This window comes from Amycolatopsis sp. EV170708-02-1 (assembly GCF_022479115.1).
In the GTDB taxonomy this organism is placed as follows: domain Bacteria; phylum Actinomycetota; class Actinomycetes; order Mycobacteriales; family Pseudonocardiaceae; genus Amycolatopsis.
On record NZ_CP092497.1, the window covers coordinates 6,307,450 to 6,329,767 of the forward strand.

The 22,318-nt window shown below is 69.6% G+C and carries 20 protein-coding genes and 3 pseudogenes; 9 read left to right on the forward strand and 14 right to left on the reverse strand.

Annotated elements, in window-relative coordinates:
• The first annotated feature begins 30 nt into the window (after window positions 1–30).
• The 4 genes and pseudogenes from MJQ72_RS28535 (at window position 31) to MJQ72_RS28550 (ending at window position 5,152) form a co-directional block, all read left to right on the forward strand.
• On the forward strand, window positions 31–624 hold the full coding sequence (locus MJQ72_RS28535; RefSeq protein ID WP_240601440.1) for a helix-turn-helix transcriptional regulator: 594 nt from the start codon (window positions 31–33) through the stop codon (window positions 622–624).
• 396 nt (window positions 625–1,020) lie between these two features.
• Window positions 1,021–1,961 (forward strand): annotated as a pseudogene (locus tag MJQ72_RS28540) (serine protein kinase RIO).
• Window positions 1,962–2,306: 345 nt separating this feature from the next.
• The gene (locus tag MJQ72_RS28545) at window positions 2,307–3,806 is read left to right on the forward strand and encodes a DEAD/DEAH box helicase (RefSeq protein WP_240594184.1); all 1,500 of its coding nucleotides are present in this window, start codon (window positions 2,307–2,309) and stop codon (window positions 3,804–3,806) included.
• 158 nt (window positions 3,807–3,964) lie between these two features.
• Complete coding sequence (locus MJQ72_RS28550) at window positions 3,965–5,152, forward strand: 8-amino-7-oxononanoate synthase (protein ID WP_240594185.1); 1,188 nt, start codon at window positions 3,965–3,967, stop codon at window positions 5,150–5,152.
• On the opposite strand, the gene MJQ72_RS28555 is transcribed toward MJQ72_RS28550, so the two are convergent.
• Together MJQ72_RS28555 and MJQ72_RS28560 are read right to left on the reverse strand one after the other, a co-directional pair.
• Window positions 5,118–5,600 carry a GNAT family N-acetyltransferase gene (locus MJQ72_RS28555; RefSeq protein ID WP_240594186.1) on the reverse strand — a complete coding sequence of 161 codons (483 nt, stop codon included), beginning with the start codon at window positions 5,598–5,600 and terminating at the stop codon, window positions 5,118–5,120. The genes MJQ72_RS28550 and MJQ72_RS28555 overlap by 35 nt on opposite strands.
• Before the next feature lie 33 nt (window positions 5,601–5,633).
• Window positions 5,634–6,467, reverse strand: coding sequence for a trypsin-like serine protease (locus MJQ72_RS28560; RefSeq protein WP_240594187.1), 834 nt, complete (start codon window positions 6,465–6,467; stop codon window positions 5,634–5,636).
• A 334-nt stretch (window positions 6,468–6,801) separates the two neighbouring features.
• Here MJQ72_RS28560 and MJQ72_RS28565 point away from each other — a divergent pair.
• Both MJQ72_RS28565 and MJQ72_RS28570 read left to right on the forward strand, forming a co-directional pair.
• Window positions 6,802–7,463 (forward strand): annotated as a pseudogene (locus MJQ72_RS28565) (M15 family metallopeptidase).
• Between the two features lie 74 nt (window positions 7,464–7,537).
• Window positions 7,538–8,932 (forward strand): mycothione reductase, encoded by a 1,395-nt coding sequence (locus MJQ72_RS28570; protein ID WP_240594188.1) that lies wholly within the window; start codon window positions 7,538–7,540, stop codon window positions 8,930–8,932.
• A 79-nt stretch (window positions 8,933–9,011) separates the two neighbouring features.
• Here the strand turns inward: MJQ72_RS28570 and MJQ72_RS28575 are convergent, their stop codons facing one another.
• Both MJQ72_RS28575 and MJQ72_RS28580 read right to left on the reverse strand, forming a co-directional pair.
• Window positions 9,012–9,524, reverse strand: coding sequence for a hypothetical protein (locus MJQ72_RS28575; RefSeq protein WP_240594189.1), 513 nt, complete (start codon window positions 9,522–9,524; stop codon window positions 9,012–9,014).
• Between the two features lie 55 nt (window positions 9,525–9,579).
• A pseudogene (locus tag MJQ72_RS28580) lies at window positions 9,580–10,826 on the reverse strand (CynX/NimT family MFS transporter).
• A 48-nt stretch (window positions 10,827–10,874) separates the two neighbouring features.
• On the opposite strand from MJQ72_RS28580, the gene MJQ72_RS28585 reads away from it, so the two are divergent.
• A complete protein-coding gene (locus MJQ72_RS28585; RefSeq protein WP_240594190.1) occupies window positions 10,875–11,564 on the forward strand; it encodes a FadR/GntR family transcriptional regulator in 690 nt (229 codons plus the stop codon).
• A gap of 58 nt (window positions 11,565–11,622) precedes the next feature.
• Here the strand turns inward: MJQ72_RS28585 and map are convergent, their stop codons facing one another.
• The 6 genes from map to dxr form a co-directional block, all read right to left on the reverse strand.
• Complete coding sequence (gene map / locus MJQ72_RS28590; protein WP_063270782.1) at window positions 11,623–12,480, reverse strand: type I methionyl aminopeptidase; 858 nt, start codon at window positions 12,478–12,480, stop codon at window positions 11,623–11,625.
• Window positions 12,481–12,503: 23 nt separating this feature from the next.
• The gene (locus tag MJQ72_RS28595; RefSeq protein ID WP_240594191.1) at window positions 12,504–14,309 is read right to left on the reverse strand and encodes a penicillin-binding transpeptidase domain-containing protein; all 1,806 of its coding nucleotides are present in this window, start codon (window positions 14,307–14,309) and stop codon (window positions 12,504–12,506) included.
• 50 nt (window positions 14,310–14,359) lie between these two features.
• Window positions 14,360–15,214, reverse strand: coding sequence for a GNAT family N-acetyltransferase (locus MJQ72_RS28600; RefSeq protein WP_043848294.1), 855 nt, complete (start codon window positions 15,212–15,214; stop codon window positions 14,360–14,362).
• A 122-nt stretch (window positions 15,215–15,336) separates the two neighbouring features.
• Window positions 15,337–16,488, reverse strand: coding sequence for a flavodoxin-dependent (E)-4-hydroxy-3-methylbut-2-enyl-diphosphate synthase (gene ispG / locus MJQ72_RS28605; protein ID WP_167373562.1), 1,152 nt, complete (start codon window positions 16,486–16,488; stop codon window positions 15,337–15,339).
• Window positions 16,489–16,606: 118 nt separating this feature from the next.
• Entirely contained in the window at window positions 16,607–17,848 is a 1,242-nt protein-coding gene (locus MJQ72_RS28610; protein ID WP_240594192.1) for an RIP metalloprotease, read from the reverse strand.
• 3 nt (window positions 17,849–17,851) lie between these two features.
• Entirely contained in the window at window positions 17,852–19,057 is a 1,206-nt protein-coding gene (dxr, locus tag MJQ72_RS28615) for a 1-deoxy-D-xylulose-5-phosphate reductoisomerase (protein ID WP_240594193.1), read from the reverse strand.
• A gap of 95 nt (window positions 19,058–19,152) precedes the next feature.
• On the opposite strand from dxr, the gene MJQ72_RS28620 reads away from it, so the two are divergent.
• Entirely contained in the window at window positions 19,153–19,422 is a 270-nt protein-coding gene (locus MJQ72_RS28620) for a DUF2631 domain-containing protein (protein ID WP_037342353.1), read from the forward strand.
• Window positions 19,423–19,434: 12 nt separating this feature from the next.
• On the opposite strand, the gene MJQ72_RS28625 is transcribed toward MJQ72_RS28620, so the two are convergent.
• Complete coding sequence (locus MJQ72_RS28625) at window positions 19,435–20,037, reverse strand: hypothetical protein (RefSeq protein ID WP_240594194.1); 603 nt, start codon at window positions 20,035–20,037, stop codon at window positions 19,435–19,437.
• Window positions 20,038–20,294: 257 nt separating this feature from the next.
• On the opposite strand from MJQ72_RS28625, the gene MJQ72_RS28630 reads away from it, so the two are divergent.
• The gene (locus MJQ72_RS28630) at window positions 20,295–20,969 is read left to right on the forward strand and encodes a peptidylprolyl isomerase (protein WP_240594195.1); all 675 of its coding nucleotides are present in this window, start codon (window positions 20,295–20,297) and stop codon (window positions 20,967–20,969) included.
• A gap of 43 nt (window positions 20,970–21,012) precedes the next feature.
• Here MJQ72_RS28630 and MJQ72_RS28635 read toward each other — a convergent pair whose 3' ends face one another.
• The 3 genes from MJQ72_RS28635 to MJQ72_RS28645 all read right to left on the reverse strand — a co-directional run bounded on the left by MJQ72_RS28635 (window position 21,013) and on the right by MJQ72_RS28645 (window position 22,248).
• Window positions 21,013–21,306, reverse strand: coding sequence for a hypothetical protein (locus MJQ72_RS28635; RefSeq protein ID WP_240594196.1), 294 nt, complete (start codon window positions 21,304–21,306; stop codon window positions 21,013–21,015).
• The gene (locus MJQ72_RS28640; RefSeq protein WP_240594197.1) at window positions 21,303–21,587 is read right to left on the reverse strand and encodes a hypothetical protein; all 285 of its coding nucleotides are present in this window, start codon (window positions 21,585–21,587) and stop codon (window positions 21,303–21,305) included. Before MJQ72_RS28640 ends, MJQ72_RS28635 begins: the two co-directional genes overlap by 4 nt.
• Window positions 21,588–21,729: 142 nt before the next feature.
• Window positions 21,730–22,248: a hypothetical protein gene (locus tag MJQ72_RS28645; protein WP_240594198.1), complete on the reverse strand. Its 519-nt coding sequence runs from the start codon at window positions 22,246–22,248 to the stop codon at window positions 21,730–21,732.
• Window positions 22,249–22,318 lie beyond the last annotated feature (70 nt).

A 22,318-nucleotide genomic window follows, 5' to 3' on the forward strand; every position in this document is an offset into this window, starting at 1 on the left:
GGTGTCTGGGCCTGGGGCGCCGACCTGCTCATGGCCGCCGTCGACGCGTATTGCGCCACGGGACGGGACGCGGAGGCGCAGGCACTGACCGACGAGTTCGAACGCGAGGTCGGCGACCTCGACGCACCGTCGACCCGGGCCGCGCTTGCCGCGAACCGCGGTCTCATCGCGGCGTCCCGAGGCGACCACACCGAGGCGATCGAGGCCTTCGACCAGGCACGGACCCGGTTCGAGGCACTCCCCGCGCCCTATCACGCGGCGCTGGTCGCCGAACGGGCCGCGCGCTGCCGTCTCGCCCGCAACGAAGACGTCGCCGAGACGTTCGCGGCGCTCGCGGAGACCTTCGACCACCTCGGCGCCACGCGGGACGCCGCGCGCTGCCGCCATGCCTTCCGGTCCACCGGCGCCGTCGCCCCCTCGCGGCGCGGGCGCCGGGGTTACGGCGACGAACTTTCCCCACGCGAGCGCGACGTCGCCCGCCTGCTGGCCGCCGGGCACACCAACCGGGAGATCGCCGAGGTGCTGTTCCTGTCCCGGCGCACGGTGGAACAGCACGTCGCGAGCGTGCTGCGGAAGCTGAAGGTGCGGTCGCGGAGCGAGCTGGCGGGGCTGCGGTCGGCCTAGCCCGGCTCGGTGGATCGCGTGACCGATCGGACGGCACGCGTGATCCGACGGACGGCACGCGTGACTGGATGGACGACACGCGTGATCCGGCGGGCGCGTCCGTGTGCCGTCCCTCCAATCACGTGTGCCGTCCATCTGGACACGAGTGTCGTCCGGCTGGTCACGCGTGACGGACATGGCTTCACGGACCCCGGGAATTAAATCGGTTGCGCACGCCGCGGGGGTCCGGGATGATCGTCCGCGATCCGGCAGGGAGCCGGTGGATGCGACAGGGAGGTGCCTCGTGCTGATGACTGTCCGGGGCCTTGGCCGCCCCCATCCACTCGCCCCTCGCGGCTGAGCGCGGAGCCACGACGCTCGCCCGGTGGGGCATCCCTGATCTAGGAGAACCCACCAGTGCGCAAGCACGACCTCGAAGAGTCTTACGAACAACGTCCTCGCCGCACCCGTCGTGCCCGTTTCGACGACGAACCCGAACCCACCCGAGGCGGACGGCTCACCGAAGCCGAACGTGTCCGCCTCGCCCGGTTGCGGGAGGACGCCTACACCGAGACCGCCATCCCCGACGGCGCCGACCGCTGGAGCACGTGGGGGAAGCGGAGCAAGGACCGTTGCCGCGCCCGGACTGGGTGATCACCGAACTGGCGGCGGTCGACACCGAGCTCGGCATCCTCAAAACCGGCAAGGAGGCGGACGTCCACCTCGTCCGGCGCAACCTGCCCGGCACCGACGGCACCGTGCTCGCCGCCAAGCGCTACCGCAGCGGCGAGCACCGGCTGTTCCATCGCGACGCCGGCTACCTCGAAGGCAGGCGGATGCGGCGTTCACGGGAGATGCGGGCGATGGAGTCGCGCAGCAGCTTCGGCCGCAACCTCATCGCCGAACAGTGGGCCGTGGCCGAGTTCGGCGCACTGAGCAGGCTCTGGTCTGTCGGTGCGCCCGTGCCGTACCCGGTGCAGCGCGACGGCACCGAACTGCTGCTGGAATTCCTCGGCGAGGGCGAGACCGCCGCCCCGCGGCTGGCACAGGTCCGGCCGGAGCCCGATCAGTTGCGGGAACTGTGGTTCCAGACCTCGGCGATGCTGGAATTGCTGGCGTCGCAGGGGCTCGCGCACGGTGACCTCTCGGCGTACAACCTGCTCGTGCACCGCGAACGGATCATGGTGATCGACCTCCCCCAGGTGGTCGACATCGTGGCCAATCCCGGCGGGCTGGAGTTCCTCGCGCGTGACGTGCGGAACATCGCGACGTGGTTCCACTCGCGCGGGTTGCCGGAGCGGCTCACGGCGGTGCCGGAGCTGATCGAGGAGCTGCGAGAGATCGCAGGTCTTCGCTGACCGTCCACAGTGTCTCGAAGGGGTCTTTCCCGGCACGATCACGCCGGGAAAGACCCCGCCGTGGAGACCCTGCCCACAATCGGTCCCTCCAGTTGGGAGGCCGGATAACGGTCCGGTACAGTAGTGACAGACCGCAACCGGCGGCGTGGATGAGTTGGTGTCCGTCGCCTCCAAAGCCAACCGAATGGCTCGCGGTATCCGTATCAATCCATTGGCGCGCGGTGTCACGCAGACGCGGTGTGCCGGGTTCGTCCCTGTGAACGCCCATCTGTGCACACCATCTTGCCCTGCCTGCGTGCGGGCAGCCCGGGCCTCCTTGCGACGTGCCACGTCCGAGAGGCATTTGTGACAGTCACGTTCAACTCCGGCCACGTCTCACCGTCGGCGCGTCAGCACCGCAAGCCGCGCACCCGCCCCGCGGGTGACGCGATGCTGCGCGAAGACGCCGTCGAGACGGTCAAGGCGAAGACCTGGGCGGAACTCGGCCTCCCCGAGCCGCTGCTGCGCGCTCTGGCCGACGCCGGTATCACCACCCCCTTCCCGATCCAGTCGGCGACCATCCCCGACGCGCTCGCCGGGCGCGACGTGCTCGGCCGCGCCCAGACCGGTTCCGGCAAGACCCTGGCCTTCGGCCTCGCGATGCTGACCCGGCTCAACGGCGGCCGTGCCCGGCCGAAGCACCCCCGCGCGCTGATCCTGGTCCCGACCCGCGAGCTGGCCATGCAGGTCGCCGACTCGCTGACCCCGCTGGCCAAGTCCCTCGGCCTGTGGTGCCGCACCGCCGTCGGCGGGATGGCCTTCACCCGCCAGGCCGACGCGCTTTCCCGCGGCGTCGACCTGCTGATCGCCACCCCCGGCCGGCTGTCGGACCACGTCCGCCAGGGCACCGCGTCGCTGTCCGACGTCAACTTCGTCGCGCTCGACGAGGCCGACCAGATGGCCGACATGGGCTTCATGCCGCAGGTCCGCGAGATCCTCGACCTGACCCCGGCCCGCGGCCAGCGCCTGCTGTTCTCGGCCACCCTCGACGGCGACGTCGACAGGCTGGTCCGCGCGTACCTGACCGACCCGGTCACGCACTCGGTCGCCCCGTCGACCGCGAGCGTCACCACCATGGACCACCACGTGTTCCAGGTGTCGCACCAGGACAAGCAGGACATCATCACCGAGATCGGCGCCCGTGAGGGCCGCACGATCATGTTCGTCCGCACCAAGCACCACGTGGACCGCCTGACCGAGCGCCTGCGCGAGAAGGGCGTCCACGCGGCGGCCCTGCACGGCGGCAAGACCCAGGGCCAGCGCAACCGCGTCCTCGCGGACTTCAAGGAGGGCTACGCGCCCGTCCTCGTCGCCACGGACGTCGCCGCGCGCGGTATCCACGTCGACGACATCTCGCTGGTGCTGCACGTCGACCCGGCCGCCGACCACAAGGACTACCTGCACCGCGCCGGCCGCACCGCGCGCGCCGGGGCGTCCGGTGTCGTGGTCACGCTGGTCACCCACGACCAGCGCCGCATGGTGCGCCGGATGACCGACCGCGCAGGCGTCCGCGCCGAGCAGACCACGGTCCGCCCGGGCGACGCCGAGCTGGCTCGGATCACCGGTGCGCAGCAGCCCAGCGGCGAGCCGGTCGTCGAGCGCCGTCGTGAGTCCCCGCGTCGTGGCGGTGGCCGCGGCTACGGTGGCGGCGACCGCGGCTACCAGGGTTCGCGCGAGGGTCACGGTCACCGCGAAGGCGGCCGTCCCGGCGGCTTCCGCGGCCGCCCGCGTCGTGGCGAGTCCGGTGGCGGCAACGGCCGTCCGCAGCGTCCGGGCGGTCGCCCGCGTCGCAGCTACGACAGCTGAGTCGTAACTCGCGTGTTCCTGAGCGGGACTCGCGTGCTTGAAGGCGTAACTCTCGAGTTACGTCCCCAAGCACGCGAGTCCCGTCTTCATTCACGCGAGTTCCGCGTTCCGGCACCCGTCTGACGGGTTTGCGGGACGCGGATGGGAGACTGCGGGACGTGACTTCTCCCGGCCCCGCCTCCCAGAACCTCCCGCCCGACCAGGTCTTCGACTGGCTCGACGTGGAAGCGGAGAAGCGGGCCGAGGCCGGGCTGGTGCGCAAGCTGCGCATCCGGCAGGCGCAGGAACCGGAGCTGGATCTCGCCGGAAACGACTACCTCGGCCTCGCCAGGGACAAGCGCGTCGCCGGCGCGGCGGCCGCGGCCGCGTTGCGCTGGGGCGCCGGGGCGACCGGTTCCCGGCTCGTCACCGGCACCACCGAGGTCCACGCCGAACTCGAGCACGAACTCGCCCGCTTCTGCGGCACACAGGCCGCGCTGGTCTTCTCGTCCGGTTTCACCGCGAACCTCGGCGCCGTCACGGCCCTGTCCGGCGCGGATTCCGCGATCGTCACGGACAAGTACATCCACGCCTCGCTGATCGAGGGTTGCCGCCTGTCCCGGTCGGACATCGCCGCCGTCGCGCACAGCGACCCGAACGCCTTCAAGCACGCGCTGGCGACCCGCCGCAAACCGCGTGCGCTCGTCGTCACCGATTCCGTGTTCTCCGTCGACGGCGACATCGCCCCCTTGGAACAGCTCGCCGGTGTCTGCCGGGAGCACGGTGCGTCGCTGCTCGTCGACGACGCGCACGGCTTCGGTGTCCTCGGCGAAGGCGGCCGCGGCGCCGTCCACGCGGCGGGGCTCTCCGGCGCGCCGGACGTCGTCACCACGATCACCCTGTCGAAATCCCTTGGGGCGCAAGGCGGAGCGGTGCTCGGGCCGCGTCGCGTGATCAAGCATCTCGTGGACACCGCGCGCAGTTTCATCTTCGACACCGGCCTCGCGCCCGCGAGTGCCGCCGCCGCGCTGGCCGCCCTCACCGCGCTGAAGGCCGAGCCGGAGCTGGCCGCCAAGGTGACCGAAGCCGCGGGAAACCTCGCGATGCAGTTGAAATCGGCGGGTTTCCGGGTCAGTCTCCCGGACGCCGCGGTGATCTCGGTGCAGGCTCCGTCGCCGGAGGCGGCCGTCGCGTGGGCTGCCGCCTGCGCCGATCAGGGCGTGCGCGTCGGCTGCTTCCGGCCGCCGTCCGTGCCCGACGGCATCTCCCGCCTGCGCCTGACCGCGCGGGCCGACCTCACCGAGGCCGACGTGGACCGCGCGGTCGGGGTGATCACGGCCGCGGCGCCTCCCGGCGCCACATCGTGAGGTGCGGGATCCCGTCTTCCATGAACTCCTCGCCCTCGACCACGAAGCCGTACTTGGCGTAGAACTTCGTCGCGTACGTCTGCGCGTCGAGGACGCACGGCGCGTCCCCGATCCCCGCCAGCGCCGTCTCCATCAGCCGTCCCGCGAGCCCCTTGCCGCGTGAGCGGACGGCCGTGCACACCCGGCCGATGCGGAAGGTGCCGCCGGCGTCCTGCAACACCCGCAGGTACGAGTCGACGGCGACGGAACCGCCGATCCAGAGGTGCCGCGTGCCGGGCAGGAGGTCGCGTCCGTCGATCTCGTGATAGGCGCAGTCCTGCTCGACGACGAACACGTCCACGCGCAGGCGGAGGATGCCGTGCAGCTGGGCGGCGGTGATCTCGTCACCGGCGACGGACAGCGGGAACGACGAGGTCTCGATGATCGGGGTGTCGGTGCTCACGTCCACTTGTTAGCACATCGGGCGTGAAGAAGGCACCGATCAGCCGATCAGGCCCCGGTTCTTCTGCTGGGAGATCTCGTTCGCGAAGTGGGAGACGCGGGTGTACACGCCGGGTTTGCCCGCCTTCGCGCAGCCTTCACCGAACGACACGATCCCGATCAGCGTGTCGCCGACCATGAGCGGCCCGCCCGAGTCGCCCTGGCAGGCGTCGACGCCGCCTTCGGGGTAGCCCGCGCACACCATGTCGCTCGGGTCGTAGCCCGAGTACGCGGTGCGGCAGGTCTTGTCGCTGACCACCGGGACGACCGCGCTGCGCAGGTATTCCGATCGCGCGCCGCCGTCGGCGACCCGGCCCCAGCCGAGGACCGTCGCCTTCGTGCCTTCCTCGTACAGGTCGGCGTTGCCGCTGTCCGCGACCTTCGCGGGCCGGTACGGCAGCTGACCGCTGACCGTCATCACCGCGATGTCGTCGCCCTTGCCGGGATCGCCGCTGTAGTCGGGGCTGACCCAGATCTTCGAGACACGCAGTTCGACGCCGTCCCGCGAACGCTTGTTGTCCCGCCCGGCCACCACCCGGACGTCGGCGCGTTTGACCGCGACCGCGCAGTGCGCCGCCGTCGCGACCGTCGTGGAGCTGACGATCACCGCGCCGCAGAACTGGTTGCCGCTCCGATCGGCGAGGTAGACCGCGTACGGGTACTGCGAGACCGAAGCCTTGCCACCACCGACGATCCGCGGCTGGGCGGCCTGCTCCGGGCCGCTCACCGCGCTGTCGTCCGCCGACGCGCTGTTGACCGCGACCGGCACCATCACCGCCGTCGCGAGAACCGCTCCGACCGCGAGCAGCAGCGTGCGACGTGACTTCTTGGGCATGTTCTGTCCCTTCACCGGGGCGTACGTACGGTCAGACCCTGGGAAGTCATTCGACTCCAGCGCGTACACGAGCGATCGCGAATACCCTAATCGGAGAAAGCCCGATGCGGTGTCACTGAAACGGGTGGAACTGTGCTCACCGAACGCATCTGTCACCCTGGACGTCGTGCGGGCTACGGCGACGATTCTGGCGGCTACGGCCCTTCTGCTCTCCTCGTGTTCGAGCCCGGCCGTGACCAGTGCGCCCCCGGAATCCCCTTCGGCCGCAACGACTCCGTCCACTTCGGCCCCGCCGCCCGCGCCTGTCTGGCAGGTCGGCGCGAAGCCGCTTCCCTTGCGCCGTGACGGTTTCGGGCAGATCCTCCCGACTCCTCCCGTACTGGCGAACCGTGCCCTGCCGACCACGATCTGCTTCCCCCGCCCGCCGGGAACCGGTTCGCGGGCACCGTGAATCCCGTCCCCGCCGAGGTTCTCGCGCGCAGCACCTGGCAGGCGGCCTGTCCGGTCAAGGCGGGCGAACTGCGCTATCTCACGGTGTCGTTCTGGGGTTTCGACGGCCGCGCGCATACCGGGGAAATGCTCGTGAACGCCTCCGTGGCGAACGCCGTCGTCACCGTATTCGGGCGGTTGTTCGCCGCGAAGTTCCCGATCGAGGAAATGCGCGTGACCGCTCCCGCCGAACTCACCGCTCCCCCGACGGGTGACGGGAACAACACCAACGCCTTCGTCTGCCGTCCGGCCCGCGGCCTGACGAACTGGTCGGCGCACGCCTACGGGCTCGCGATCGACGTCAACCCCTTCTGCAACCCGTACACCAAGGGCGACCTCGTGCTGCCCGAGCTCGCGTCGGCGTACGTCGACCGGGGAAACCGGCGGCCGGGGATGATCACCGACGGGGGCCCGACTGTGGCCGCCTTCGCCGCGATCGGCTGGACCTGGGGTGGCACCTGGACGACGCCGAAGGACCGGATGCACTTCAGCTCCACCGGACGCTGAACCGGGAACAACCGGCCGCCGTGACAAGTTGGCTAGAGTCGGAACCACCCGCTCCCGCCGCAAAGGAAGACAGCGTGCCCCACTACGACCTGGTGATCGTCGGTACCGGATCGGGCAACTCGATCCTCGACCCGCGTTTCGCAGACTGGAACACGGCGATCGTGGAGAAGGGCACGTTCGGCGGCACCTGCCTGAACGTGGGCTGCATCCCGACGAAGATGTTCGTGCACGCCGCCAACGTCGCGGCCACCCCCGCTTCGTCGTCGAAGTTCGGCGTCGACGAGGAGCTGACCGGCGTCCGCTGGCGCGACGTCCGCGACCGGATCTTCGGCCGGATCGACCCGATCGCCGCGGGCGGCCGCGAGTACCGCGTCCAGCACGAGGACAACAAGAACGTCACCGTGTACGAGGGCGAAGGCCGCTTCACCGGGCACAAGGAGCTGCGGGTCAGTTACTCCGACGGCCGCCCCGCCGAGACGATCACCGCCGACAGGTTCGTGCTCGCCGCCGGCGGGCGTCCGGTGATCCCGGACGTCCCCGGCCTCGCCGAGACCGGCTACCACACCTCCGACACGGTGATGCGGCTCGACGAGCTGCCGTCGAGCATCGTGATCCTCGGCGGCGGCTACATCGCGGCCGAGTTCGCGCACGTCTTCGCCTCGTTCGGGGTGGACGTGACCGTGGTCAACCGCTCCGGCGCGCTGCTGCGTTCCGAGGACGACGACGTCAGCGCCCGGTTCACCGAGCTGGCCGCGCAGCGCTTCGACGTCCGGCTCGACCGGAAGACCGTCCGCGCGCGCAAGACCGAGTCGGGTGTCGCCCTGGACCTCGAAGGCCCGGAAGGCGCCGAAACCGTCGAGGCCGACGTGCTGCTCGTCGCGACCGGCCGCACGCCGAACTCCGACCTCCTGGACGTCGCCGCCACCGGCGTGACCACGGGCGAGCGCGGGCACGTCGTGGTCGACGAGTACCAGCAGACCGTGGTCGACGGGATCTACGCGCTCGGCGACATCTCGTCGGTCTTCGAGCTCAAGCACGTCGCGAACCACGAGCAGCGCGTGGTGCAGCACAACCTGCTGCACCCGGACGAGCGGATCGAAGCCGACCACCGGTTCGTCCCGCACGCGGTGTTCACCTCGCCGCAGGTCGCCTCCGTCGGGCTGACCGAACGCGAGGCACGCGAGCGTGGCGTGTCGTACGTGACGTCGCACCAGGACTACGCCGGCATCGCCTACGGCTGGGCGATGGAGGACACCACCGGCTTCGCGAAGCTGCTCGCCGACCCGGCCACCGGGCAGCTGCTGGGCGCGCACATCATCGGCCCGCAGGCGTCTTCGGTGATCCAGCCGCTGATCCAGGCGATGAGCTTCGGGCTGGACGCGAAGAGCATGGCGCGCGGGCAGTACTGGATCCACCCGGCGATGCCAGAACTGGTCGAGAACGCGCTGCTGAACCTGCCCCTGGACTGACCCTCGTCCCGGCGGCTCGGTGAGCATGTCGCGAAAGTGGCTTTCGCGACACGTGCCACCTTGCCTCCCCCTGCCGCGTTCAGACGACGCGCTCGCAGGCGCGGGCCCCGTTCCGCGCCGCGAGCGCGCTCACCGCGTTCATCTCGGTGTCCGAGGCGCCCATCAAGGCGGCCGAGCGGGCCCCGTCCCCGGAAAACCGCTCGGCGGCCTCGACGTACCGGCGGATCGCCGCCAAGAACTCCTCCCGCGCCGATGCCGCCCCTCCTGGCACCGCACGGACCCCCGTCGCCCCCTTGAGGACGTCCTTGGCGTCGTCCACCTTCACCGCGACGTAGTGCTGCCACTTGCGCAGCTCCGTCGCGGCGTCCCCCTCCGGATCCGGCCAGTAGCGCTGGATCTCGGCTCCGCTGTCCTTCCACACCCGCACGCACACCCGGTCGACGGCGCGGTAGAACTCGTGCGGCGAGAGCACCGCGGGAGCCCGCTCCGGCACCACGGCGACGCACACCGCGGCGAAACACGCCAGAGCCGAGCCGTACGCCAGTCCCTCCACCACGCCGACCCCCAGGACCGAGTTTTTGAACAGGTTCAACTCGCTCAGGCTATGACTCCGCCCCGGGACGGGTCAAGAAGTTTTTTGAACGCGTTCAGACGAAGCGGCGGCGACCGGCGAAGGCGCCGAAGGTCATCTGCGCGGCGAACACGGCGAGCATCATGATCCAGGGCACGGTCCAGCCGTGGGTGAGGTCGTGAAGCAGCCCGAAGAGGAACGGCCCGACGGCGGCCATCAGGTAGCCGATGCCCTGCGCCATCCCGGACAGCCGCGCCGTGTCCTCGCCGGTGCGCGCCCGCAGCGCGATCACGGTCAGCGCGAGCGAGAAGACGCTCATGCCGAGCCCGATGAGGAGACACCAGAGCAGCGGCGAGGCGGCGGGCGCGACCATCATGCCGACCATGCCGGCGAAGCCCGGAACGCCCAGCCCGACGATCCACGGGCTCTGGCTCTTGTGCCGGGCGGCCATCGGCGCGACCACGAGACTGATCGGAACGGCGATGAGCGAGATCAGCCCGAGCAGCAGCCCGGAATCACCCTTGCTCACCCCCGCGTCGATCATCACCTCCGGCAGCCAGCCCATCACGACGTAGGCCAAAAAGGCCTGAGTGCCGAAGAAAAGCGTGACCATCCACGCAAGGGGGCTACGCAGGAGCGATCGCCCGCTACCCTGCTTGCCTGCCTCGGCAACGGGCGCACGTCCCGCACCGCGGGCTGCGAGAATCCAGACGAGGAGTGCGAGCACCGCCAGTACCGACCAGGCGCCGAGACCTTGGCGCCAGCCGCCGAACGCGTTCTCCAAGGGAGGGGTGAGCGCGGACCCCAGGGCGCCCCGCCCTGCAGAGCGGCGGTGTACACGCCGGTCATCATGCCGACACGCGCCGGGAAGGAGTCCTTGATGACGACCGGGATCAGTACGTTCGCCAAGGCGATTCCCGCCGTGGCGACCAGGGTGCCCCCGAGCACGACGTACGGTCCGTCGATCACGCGCAGCACCAGGCCCACGGCCAGCACCGAAAGCGCGGACGCGATGGCCGCGCCGATGCCGAACCGGCGGGCCAGCAGCGGCGCGGCGAGCCCGGCGGCGGCGAAACAGAGGCCGGGGAGCGTGGTGAGCACGCCGGCCCAGGTCGCCGTGGCGCCGAGGTCGTCGCGCATCTCGCCGAGCATGGGGCCGACGCTGGTGATCGCGGGGCGCAGATTGAGGGCCACCAGGATCACCGCGACACCGAGCAGGACGCCGCCGGTGATCACTCCCGGCCGCCACTCCGTTTCGATCGAGCCTTCGAGTTCAAGGCTTTCGTCGAACGGGGCCACGGATTCTCGAGAGTCGACACGCACGTCGGCTAGTATCACATACATAGGATGATTGGATGAAGGGACAACGCTGTGCCATTGGCCACCACGCGCCGTGCCGGCCTGGTCGATCAGGTCATCGAGCAGCTGCGTGACGCCGTCACGCAGGGAGAATGGCCCATCGGTCAGCGGATTCCGACGGAACCGGAGCTGGCCGGGCAGCTCGGCGTCGGGCGCAACACCGTCCGCGAGGCCGTTCGCGCGCTCGCGCACACGGGGCTGCTCGAGGTCCGCCAGGGCGACGGAACCTACGTGCGGGCGACGAGCGAGGTCTCGGGCGCCATCCGGCGGCTGTGCGGTTCCGAACTGCGCGAGGTGCTGCAGGTGCGGCGCATCCTCGAGGTCGAAGGCGCCCGGCTCGCGGCCGTGTCGCGGACCGAAGAGGAGGTCGTCGAGCTGCGTTCCCTGCTCGAACGCCGCAACGCCGAGCTGCGCGAGGGCCATTGGGAGGACTTCGCCCGCCTCGACGCGGAATTCCACTTCGCCGTCGTCCAAAGTGGACACAACACCCTGCTGACCGAGATGTACCGCGGGCTCACCGAGGTGATCACGGCCAGCGTGGCCGCCACGTCGAACGTGACGCCGGGACGCGAGTACCTGCCGGAGATAGGGCATGAAGGCCTCGCTGAGGCCATCGCCGACCGCGACGCCGACCGGGCCGCCAGCGAGGCGTGCGGTTTCCTGGACGAGCTCCTGGCCAGGGTGGACCAGGACGAGAGCTGACCCCGCACCTCGTGAGTGGCAAGGACGGTTCTAACCGTCCTTACCACTCACGAGGCGTTTAGGGCAGCGTGAGGATTTCCGCGCCGTCCTCGGTCACCACGAGGGTGTGCTCGAACTGGGCCGTCCACTTCTTGTCCTTGGTGGTGACGGTCCAGTCGTCGGCCCAGATGTCGTAGTCGATGGTGCCGAGGGTGATCATCGGCTCGATCGTGAAGGTCATGCCCTGCTCGATGACCGTCTCGACGGACGGCTCCTCGTAGTGCAGCACGGTCGGCGCGGTGTGGAACGCCGGCCCGACGCCGTGCCCGGTGAAGTCCCGCACGACCCCGTAGCCGAACCGCTTCGCGTAGGACTCGATGACGCGGCCGATCACGTTGAGCTGCCTGCCGGGGCGGACGGCCTTGATGGCGCGCATGGTGGCCTCGCGCGTGCGCTCGACCAGCAGCCGCGCCTCCTCCGAGACGTCACCCGCCAGGAACGTCGCGTTGGTGTCGCCGTGGACGCCGCCGATGAACGCGGTGACGTCGATGTTGCAGATGTCGCCGTCCTCGATCACCGTCGAATCCGGGATGCCGTGGCAGATCACCTCGTTGAGCGAGGTGCAGCACGACTTCGGGAACGCGCGGTAGCCGAGCGTCGACGGGTACGCGTGGTTGTCCAGCAGGAACTCGTGGATCACCTTGTCGATGTCGTCGGTGGTCGCGCCGGGTTTGACGGCCTTGCCGCCCTCCTCCAGTGCCTGCGCCGCGATCCGGCTCGCGACCCGCATCGCCTCGATCACCTCGGGTGTGCGGACCCCGTTGCCCGTGTCGCGTTTCGGCGCCGGCCGGTCGACGTACTCGGGACGGGCGATGCTGGCGGGGACGACTCGCCTCGGCGTCTGGACGCCGGGCTTCAAGGGGGAGCGAACGGACATGGGCCCAGCCTACGACCTGGCGGCTAACCGAGCCCCGTCAGGAAGCGCTGGGCGGCCTCGACCGCGGGCCTGGACGTCCCCGCGTCGGTCGTGAGCACCGCGAAGGCCAGGTCCCCGGTGTAGCCGACGAACCAGCCGTGCGAATGCGTGCCGTCGCCGAACTGGGCCGTCCCGGTCTTGCCCCGGACGTCCGCCAACGGCTTGAGCAGCGTCGCCGTGCCGTCGGTGACGACCTCCCGCATCATCCCGCGCAGCGCGTCGAGCACCTCCGGTTTGATCGGTTTGCCGAGCCCGGACGACGTGGTGGCCATCCCCCGCACCAGTGTCGGCACCGGGACCTTCCCCGACTGGACCGTCGCGGTGGCGACCGCCAGGCCGAACGGGCTCGCCACCACGGTCCCCTGGCCGAACCCGTTCTCCGCCCGCTGCGCGACGGTGTTCGCCGGCGGCGACGAACCGGTGATCGTCGTCAGGCCCGGGATCACGAAGTCGGCTCCGACGCCGAGGTCGCGCGCGGCGTCGGTCAGGGCGGCGGGAGGCAGGTCGGTGGAGAGCTTCGCGAACGTCGTGTTGCAGGACTTGGCGAACGCCGTGGAGAGCGGGACGACGCCGAGGGCGAACTTGCCCTCGTTCGGCACCGTCCGGTTCTCGAAGGTGGCGGTGCCGGGGCAGTCCACGGGGCTGTCCGCCCGCACCGTGCCCGCGGACAAGGCCGCGACGGCGGTGGCCATCTTGAACGTGGAGCCCGGCGGGAAACGGCCGGTGAGCGCGATCGCGCCCTGCGGGTCGGCCGGGGCGTTCTGCGCCACCGCCAGCAGTTCGCCGGTCGACGGCTGGATCGCGACCAGCGCGGAGGGCGTCGGGACCGGGGCGAGCGCCCGTTCCGCCGAACCCAGCGCCTTCACGCTGAGCGTGCTGACGACCGCGGGCGCCGGTTTGGGATTCTCGGAGTGCAGGTCGGTGATCTCGCCGCCGCCCGTGTCGAGCGTGACGACGCGCCAGCCCGCCGAGCCCTCCACCTGGTCCTCGACGAGCGACCGGACCGCGGGCAGCACCTGCTTGCCGAAGTTCTTGTCGTCCGGCAGCAGCCTTTCCTGCTGGCTGAACCGGACCCCGGGCAGGTCGTAGATCTGGGGCTTCACCTCTTGGTAGCTGTTCGCCCGTAGGCTCACCACCGGGTAGCCGGAGCCGGGTTTGAGCGTCTTCACGCCGTCGCGGATCGACTGACCGGTCACCGACGGCTCGAACCGGTTGAGCGCCGCGCCGAGTTTGTCGGAGACGGCCACCAGGTCGCCCGCCTTCGCCGGATCGAGCACGACGCTGACGACCGTCTGCGGGCGCAGCAACGGCATCCCGTCGCGGTCCAGCACCGGCGCGAGATCCGGCGGGTCCGCCTTCAGCGCGATGCTCTGCTGCGCGGCCAGCTGTGGATGGAGCACGGTGGGCAGCCAGCGCACCTTCCAGCCGTCCTGGGTGGAATGGACCTGCGCGTCGGCTTTGTACGTCCAGGCCCGGCCGCGCGGCAGGCGCCAGGTGAGCTGATAGGTCGCCGTGCCGTTGTCCGCGCCGGACGAATGCCGGACCTGCTTGTCCACGATGGTGATCGACTCGGGGGAAAGCGCCTTCCGCGCCATCTCCAGCGATTCGCGCGCGGCGTCCGGCGAATCGGTGAAGGTGGCCGCGGCGGCGACGTCACCGGACGACAGCCCGCCCAGGAAACCCGAGATGGCGTCTTCGGGACCGGAATCGGCGAAGAGACCGCACCCGGCGGCCGAGAGACCCACCATCCCCGCGAGCACGACGACGGCGACACGACGACCTGCAGGCATGCCCCGGATCCTGCCAGCCCGGGCACTGTCCACCCGGACGCAACGCCGATCTAGAACAGAACCGTCGCGTACTGCCCGACCTGCTGGAAGCCGATCTTGCGATAGGCGGCGAGCGCCGGGCTGTTGTAGGCGTTGACGTACAGGCTGGCCGTGCGGCCCATCCCGCGGACGAGCCTGGTCACCACGGACGCCGTCCCGGCGGTGCCGAGACCGCCGCCGCGGCGTTCCGGATGCACCCAGACCCCCTGGATCTGGCCGACCGTGGAGGACATCGCGCCGATCTCGGCCTTGAAGACGACCTCGCCGTCCTCGAACCGCGCGAACGCCCGGCCACCGGCGATCAGCTCGGCGACGCGGGCGCGATACCCGGCGCCACCGTCACCGTTGCGGGGGTCGACGCCGACCTCCTCGACGAACATGGCGATCGCGGCCGGGAGATACCGGTCGAGCTCCTCCGGGCGCACCGCGCGGACCAGCGGATCGGCGGCGACGGACGGAATCCCGTCGAGCGCCAGCAACGGCTGGTCGTGCCGGACTTCCCTGGCGGGGCCCCATTCCGGCTCGAGTTCGTCCCACAGGCCCAATACCTGCTCGGCCGGGCCGACCAGCGACGAGCAGCTCCGCTGACGGCGCAGGGCGCGATCGGCGAAGGAACGCAAGGCGGAGGCGTTGCCGCGCAACGGGATCAGATTCGGCCCGGAGAAGCACAACCCCTGGAGCCTGCCCGCCCGGACCGGGCGGGAATCTGCGGCCCAGAGCTCGCCACCGAGCCGCCAGGGGTCGAGACCCGCGGTCTCCACCCTGGCACTGACCATGCAGCTGCCGACCGGGTCTGTGGCGAGCGCGGCACGGACCGCGGGATAGTCCCGATCATCGAGCAGCCGTGCACCTGCAAGCCGCAACACCACTCCAGAGTGCCAGATGAGCGGCGCAAACGGAACGCAAGCTTCACGACACGCTGAGAGAACTTCGGCAGGTCGGGATCACCACGCCGGGAAAGGTCCGGTCCCGGCGTGGTCTCGACCAGTCAGCCGACGGTGACGGTGGGCTCGCCCTCGCCGATCGTCTGGCCCGACTCCTCGGCGATCCGCATGGCCTCTTCGATCAGCGTCTCGACGATCGCGTGCTCCGGCACGGTCTTGATGACCTCGCCCTTGACGAAGATCTGGCCCTTGCCGTTGCCCGAGGCGACACCGAGGTCGGCCTCCCGTGCCTCGCCGGGACCGTTGACGACGCAGCCCATGACCGCGACGCGCAGCGGGACCTCCATGCCCTCGAGCCCGGCGGTGACCTGCTCGGCGAGCGTGTAGACGTCCACCTGCGCGCGGCCGCACGAAGGGCAGGAGACGATCTCGAGCTTGCGCTCCTTGAGGTTCAGCGACTGCAGGATCTGGATCCCGACCTTGACCTCTTCCACCGGCGGCGCCGACAGTGAGACACGGATCGTGTCGCCGATGCCCTGGCGCAGCAGCGCGCCGAAGGCCACGGCCGACTTGATGGTGCCCTGGAACGCCGGGCCAGCCTCGGTGACACCGAGGTGCAGCGGGTAGTCGCACTGCTCGGCGAGGATCTCGTACGCGCGCACCATGACCACCGGGTCGTTGTGCTTCACGGAGATCTTGACGTCGTAGAAGTCGTGCTCGGCGAACAGCGACGCCTCCCACAGCGCGGACTCGGCCAGCGCCTCCGGGGTCGCCTTGCCGTACTTGTCCATGATCCGCTTGTCCAGCGAACCCGCGTTGACGCCGATCCGGATCGGGGTGCCGTGGTCCTTCGCGGCCCGCGCGATCTCCTTGACCTGGTCGTCGAACTTGCGAATGTTGCCCGGGTTCACCCGGACCGCCGCGCAGCCCGCCTCGATCGCGGCGAAGACGTACTTCGGCTGGAAGTGGATGTCGGCGATCACCGGGATCTGCGACTTCTTCGCGATCGCGGGCAGCGCCTCGGCGTCGTCCGCAGACGGGCACGCGACGCGCACGATGTCACAGCCCGCAGCGGTCAGCTCGGCGATCTGCTGCAGGGTCGCGTTGACGTCGGAAGTGAGCGTGGTGGTCATCGACTGCACCGAAATCGGGTGCTCGCTGCCGACGCCGACCGGCCCGACCTGCAGCTGTCGGGTCTTACGACGCTCGGAGAGGACGGGAGGGGGAAGCGCTGGCATACCAAGAGCGACAGTCACGCCTTCAAGCGTACCTACCCCGATCGGCGGACATACACGACGTCAGCCGTCACGGTGAGCAGCGTTACCTGGGCAGCCCAATGATGCTGACAGCGCGCTCCGTCGCCACCCTCCCGCGTCACTGGAACAGCTTGACCGGGTTCACGATGTCGGCGGTGACGGTGAGCAGAGTCACCGCGCCGCCGATGAAGACGAGCACCATCGTGACCGCGGACAGCTTCGTGTAGTCGACCGGTCCGCCCGCCGCCTTGCCGCGCAGTTTCCGGAACCAGTCCCGGACGCGCTCGTACCAGACGACCGCGATATGGCCGCCGTCGAGCGGGAGCAGCGGCAGCAGGTTGAACACGCCGATGAAGAAGTTCAGGCTCGCCAGCAGGAGCACGAAGATCTCCCACAGGCCGCGCTCGGCGGCCTCGCCACCGATCCGGCTGGCGCCGACGACGCTGACCGGGGTGTTCGGGTCGCGCTCGCCGCCGAAGATGGACTCCACCACCGCGGGGATCCGCGACGGGAACTCGATCAGCCGCTTGGCGGTCTCGGAGAACATCGTGCCGGTGAAGCTGAGCGTCCCGCCGATCGCGTCGACGGGGCCGTAGGTCAGCAGCGGCGGCGCGGTGTTCTGGATCGGCGAGGCACCGATCATGCCGACGTCCTTGACCGTGGTGTTGTTGGAACCGTCGGCGACCAGCCGCTGCACACGCGGCACGTCGACGGTCAGGTTCAGCCGCTGCCCGTTGCGCTCGACGACGAACGGCGTCGGACCGCCGGCGACCTGGACGGCCGCGAGCATTTCGCGCCAGGTCTTGATCGGCTTGCCGGCGACGGAGACGACCTTGTCGCCCGCCTGGAGACCGGCGGTCTTCGCGGGGGTCGGGGCGTTCGGCGGGCAGGTGGTGTCGTTCAGCTGCTCCACCGTGGTGGCCGCACGGGCACACGACGTGGCGCTGATCACGGCCTCGGTGGGAGCGGCCTGGGCGGCCGGATTCGGCAGGCCCATGGTGACGGCCATCAGGTAGAGAATGATGAAACCGAGGATGAAGTGCATCGCCGAGCCCGCCGACATGACGACGGTGCGCTTCCAGGTCTTGAAGCGCCACATCGCGCGCTTCGACTCTTCCGGGGTGACCTCGTCGAGCGCGGTCATGCCCGCGATGTCGCAGAACCCGCCGAGCGGGATCCACTTCACGCCGTATTCGGTCTCACCGCGACGGAAGGAGAAGATGGTCGGCCCGAAGCCGATGAAGTAGCGCCGGACCTTCATGCCGAAGGCTTTCGCCGCCCACATGTGGCCGGCCTCGTGCAGCGCGACGGACAGGCAGATGCCCAGCGCGAACAGCACGATCCCGAGAATGAAGACCACGCGCTACTTCCCCTTACCGATCAGCGCACCGGCACGCGCGCGAGCCCAGCGCTCGGCAGCTAGTACGTCATCAACGTCGCGAGGTTCACGACGCCATTCGTCGGCGGCTTCCACCACCTGGGCAATAGTGTCCACAATCGAGGTGAAGCCGGTGTTCTGTGCCAGGAAGGCGGCCACCAGCTCTTCGTTCGCCGCGTTGTAGACCGCCGGGATGCAGCCACCGACGGTCCCGGCGTGCCGCGCCAGCTCGACGGCGGGGAACGCGTCGTTGTCCAACGGCTCGAAAGTCCAGCTCGCGGGCTTGTCCCAGACGCACGCGGCCGCCGCGCCGGGCACGCGGTCCGGCCAGTGCAGCGCCAGCGCGATCGGCAGCCGCATGTCGGGCGGGCTGGCCTGGGCGATCGTCGAACCGTCCACGAAGGTCACCATCGAGTGGATGATCGACTGCGGGTGGACGACCACGTCGATGCGGTCTGTCTCGATGTCGAACAGGAGCTTCGCCTCGATCAGCTCCAGGCCCTTGTTGACCAAAGTGGACGAGTTGATCGTGATGAGCGGCCCCATCGACCAGGTCGGATGCGCCATCGCCTGCTCGACGGTGACGTCGGCCAGCTCCTCGCGCTTGCGTCCGCGGAACGGGCCGCCCGAGGCGGTGAGCACCAGCCGGGCGACCTCGGACTCGCGGCCGGCACGCAGGGCCTGCGCGATCGCGGAGTGCTCGGAGTCCACCGGGACGAGCTGGCCGGGCTTGGCCGCGGCCAGCACGAGCGGCCCGCCCGCGATCAGCGACTCCTTGTTGGCCAGCGCGAGCGTGGCACCGGTGGCGAGCGCGCGCAGGGTCGGCGGGAGCCCCTGGGAACCGGGGAGCGCGTTGAGCACGACGTCCACGGGGGTGGCGTCGATCATCTCGACGACCGCGTCGGCCCCGGCGTAGATGCGCGGGAGCTTGAAGTCGCCGCTGGAGTAGCCGCGCTTCTGCGCCTCGGCGTACAGCGCGAGCTGCAGGTCTTCCACGGCCGTCGGCCTGCTGATGGCGACGGCGTCGACCTGGTGCGCCAGGGCCTGGGCGGCCAGCGCGGCGGGGTCGGAGCCGCCCGCGGCGATCCCGGCGACCCGGAACAGCTCCGGGTTGCGGGCCGCGACGTCGAGGGCCTGGGCGCCGACCGATCCGGTCGAACCGAGCACGAGCACACTTCGCGAGGTAGTCATCGGGGCTCATTGTCGCTTGGGGCCCGTCGGGCGCGTGCAGCCAGGTGTGGGATCATTCGCGGGCAAGCGAACCATCGGGTTTTGAGGAGTTGATCGTGGCGAGCAAAGCGGTCGAAAAGCGCGGCCGGGTGGGCGTCGACACCGTTGACCCCCGCGACGAGCCGTCGGCCGAGTGGGGCTGGCACGGTTCCTTCCCGAAGGCGACGCGGATCGCGGGCTGGCTGAGCGCGATCATCCTGCTGGTGATGCTGTACGGCAACCACCACGGCTGGACCGAGAACCTGTGGCTGATCGGGCTGTCGCTGCTGATGATGTTCGGGCTGGTGCTCGACATCCGGAAGCAGCGCACCGCCTGGCGCAAGTAGCTCCTTCACGGCTCAATGGCCCCTGTCCACCTTCGTGGGCAGGGGCCATTGGCCGTTCTGGGCCCACAGCTCGTTGACGATCTTGACCGCGTCGTCGGCCTCGACGCCGTAGCGATGCCGGTACTTCGCCGCCGGACGTTGGACCACCGCGGCGACTTCCCCGATGGCGACGTTGTTCCACGAGCCGTTCGGGTAGAACTGCCGCATCACCGCGAGGAACCGGCCGGTCGCCCACACCGGGTCGGTCCGCTGTTCGAAGGAACCCCAGCTCGCGCGCTGCTGGAAGAGCCCGACCGAGTCACCGAGGCCGCCGTCGAGATTGGCGATACTCGACTCGACGATCACCGTCGCGATCGCGATGGCCGCCGCGCGATCGTTGAGCCCCGATCTCTGCACGGTCTCGACGATCACTCTGGCGCACGAGGTGTTGTACGGGTTCATGTAGCCGCGCATCTTGGTGGCGAGCTGCTGGTTGAGGGTTTTGGCAGCGTCCCCGTCGTCGGTCGACGCGCCCGCCTGGACGCAGGGCAGGGCGACGTGTTCGACCTGGTCAGGGCGGATCTCGGTGGGCGGGAGCAGGACGAGGGACAGGGCTAGGTACGCGGCGGTGAACATGCGGCTCCGTTGGTCGTGAGTGGCGATTCGTGTTCTAACCCGAATCGCCGCTCACGACCACCTGGACCGATGGCTCACCGCCACCCTCACCCGCCCGAAGTACATGAAGGCCCCCTTCCTGTACTTGGGGAGGCGTGAAGGTCGCCGGGTAGCGAGGGCCTCCTTCACTACCCTCAGGGTAGGCAAGGAGGCCTTCACGGACCGAACCCCTGTGAAGCGCTACCCGACGGCCATCCTTTTGGGTTAGGTTCCCCCTCATGAAGCTGCGCTGGGGTGTCACCGCTGTCGTTTCCGCTCTCGCCGCCGTGTTCCTGCCCGGCGTCGCCACCGCCGCGCCCGCCCCGGCATCGCTGCCGATCGTGCGCTGCGAGTTCACGCCGACACCGGAAAACCCCGCGGCCCGCCCGGTCCTGCGCCCGCTCCCCTTCGCTCTGACCCGCGGCACCGTCGACGTCACGTTCCGCTTCAACTACGGCCCGGTGACCGTGCGCCTGAATCGCGCCGGTGCCGCCCCGTGCGCCGTCCACAACCTGGCGAGCCTGGCGCTGCAGCGCTTCTACGACCGCAGTCAGTGCTGGCGCCTGACGAACTCCTCACGTCTTGGTGTCCTGCAGTGCGGCGACATCTACGAAGCCGAAAAGGGCGGACCGGGCTACAAGTTCCCGGACGAGGTCGACGGCACCGAGACCTACGAACGCGGCACCATCGCCATGGGTAACCAGGGCCCCGGCACCAACGGCAGCGAGTTCTTCATCGTGCACTCGTTCGCGAACATCCCGAAGAACTACTCGGTGATGGGCAAGGTCGTGCGGGGCATGGAGGTGCTGGACCGGATCGTGGCGAACGGCATCATCCCGACGGATCCGAACGGGCCGCAGGACGGGCTGCCCGCGAAGCCGGTGAAGATCCAGAAGGCGACCGTCGGTTTCTGACCGGAGCGTAGGGATCTCAACCCGCCGAATTCAGCGAGCCCGCTCAGGGCTGATGCCGGACGAAGTCGGGAATCCCGTCGGCCGACGCCGGATCCATGATCGGGTACAGCGTCATCCCTTCAGGAGCGCGGGCACGCGAGATCTGAATGCCGTGCAGACACGCATCGCACCAGAGATAGACCGTGGCGAGACGACTCTCCGGATAGCCGAGATACCTGACTTCCAACCGGTTCTTCCCGCAACGCGGACACGAATGGTGATCGATCCGGTCCGAACCTCCGTCAATGACGGAAATCAGCGTCGACATCCAGCTTGTTCGCCGGGAATTCCGTTTCACGGCGGGCAGCCTCGGAGTTCCCGGACTCCTTCGAGCCCACCCGCGCCCGCCAGTTCGAGCTTCGCGCTGTGCGGCGGGTCCAGCAGCTCGACCGGCCGTTCGTAACGCAGGATCATGACGATTCGCAGATCGACCTTCGTCGACGTGCCGTCCTCGAAGATCGCGGTGGAGAGAAAGTCGCCGACCGAGACCTGCGCACCAAGACACCGGGCGACGCATACGGTCTTCCCCTGAGGCCCTTGCTCGGCACTTTCGACACCGAGTCGAATCGCTGCTGCCATGACCATCCGTGCTCTCGGGTACCGCTGCCGTGGAACCACCATACGGAGCGGTTGCCGGCGGCGCGCAGCTCGATCAAACGCATCGCTGCCTTTCTCTCACTCCACGAGCGAAGGAACCGAAGTCGTCCGCTCGCTTCGAGGCTCACGCGAGGACCTGACCTTCCAGCTCCCTCAGGATGCCGTCCAAGAACTCTCGCAGGTCCTTCGCGACCACTGCCGTTCCCTGTTGATCGGCTTCGTAGGCACCGTCGAGGAAGGAACCGCCCCGCAATCGGTGGACAGCTCCGCAGGCCAGGCGCAAGGCGAACATCGCACCTCCTCCATCCGATCCGAAAACGATGATCCGCCCCTCGGTGGCGCCGGCGAGTCGCGTGGGCAGAGCACCGAGCAGTCCCGCGACCACATGTCCCGCCGGATGCACGAAAACACCGTTGCCAAGATCCGGCAACGACACCTCTCTGACGCAAGCGTAGAAGTCCAGCAGTCCGGTGGGGACACCGAGCTTCGTCAGCTCTTCGAGATCGTCCGAGCCGGAACCCTCAGCCGCGAGGACCCGGTTCTCACCCGGCGGATAGCCGAACCTCGCCTCGAACCCTCGCTCGAACTCGGCGCTCAGCCGGGACGATCGTTCGATCCACACCCTCAGGTCTTCAGGCTCCACGAGCCTCCTCCGTTTGCCTAGCCCGCGTCGATCGAGGAAGTCGAGGAACGCCGGGTTCGTCCTCGCCTTT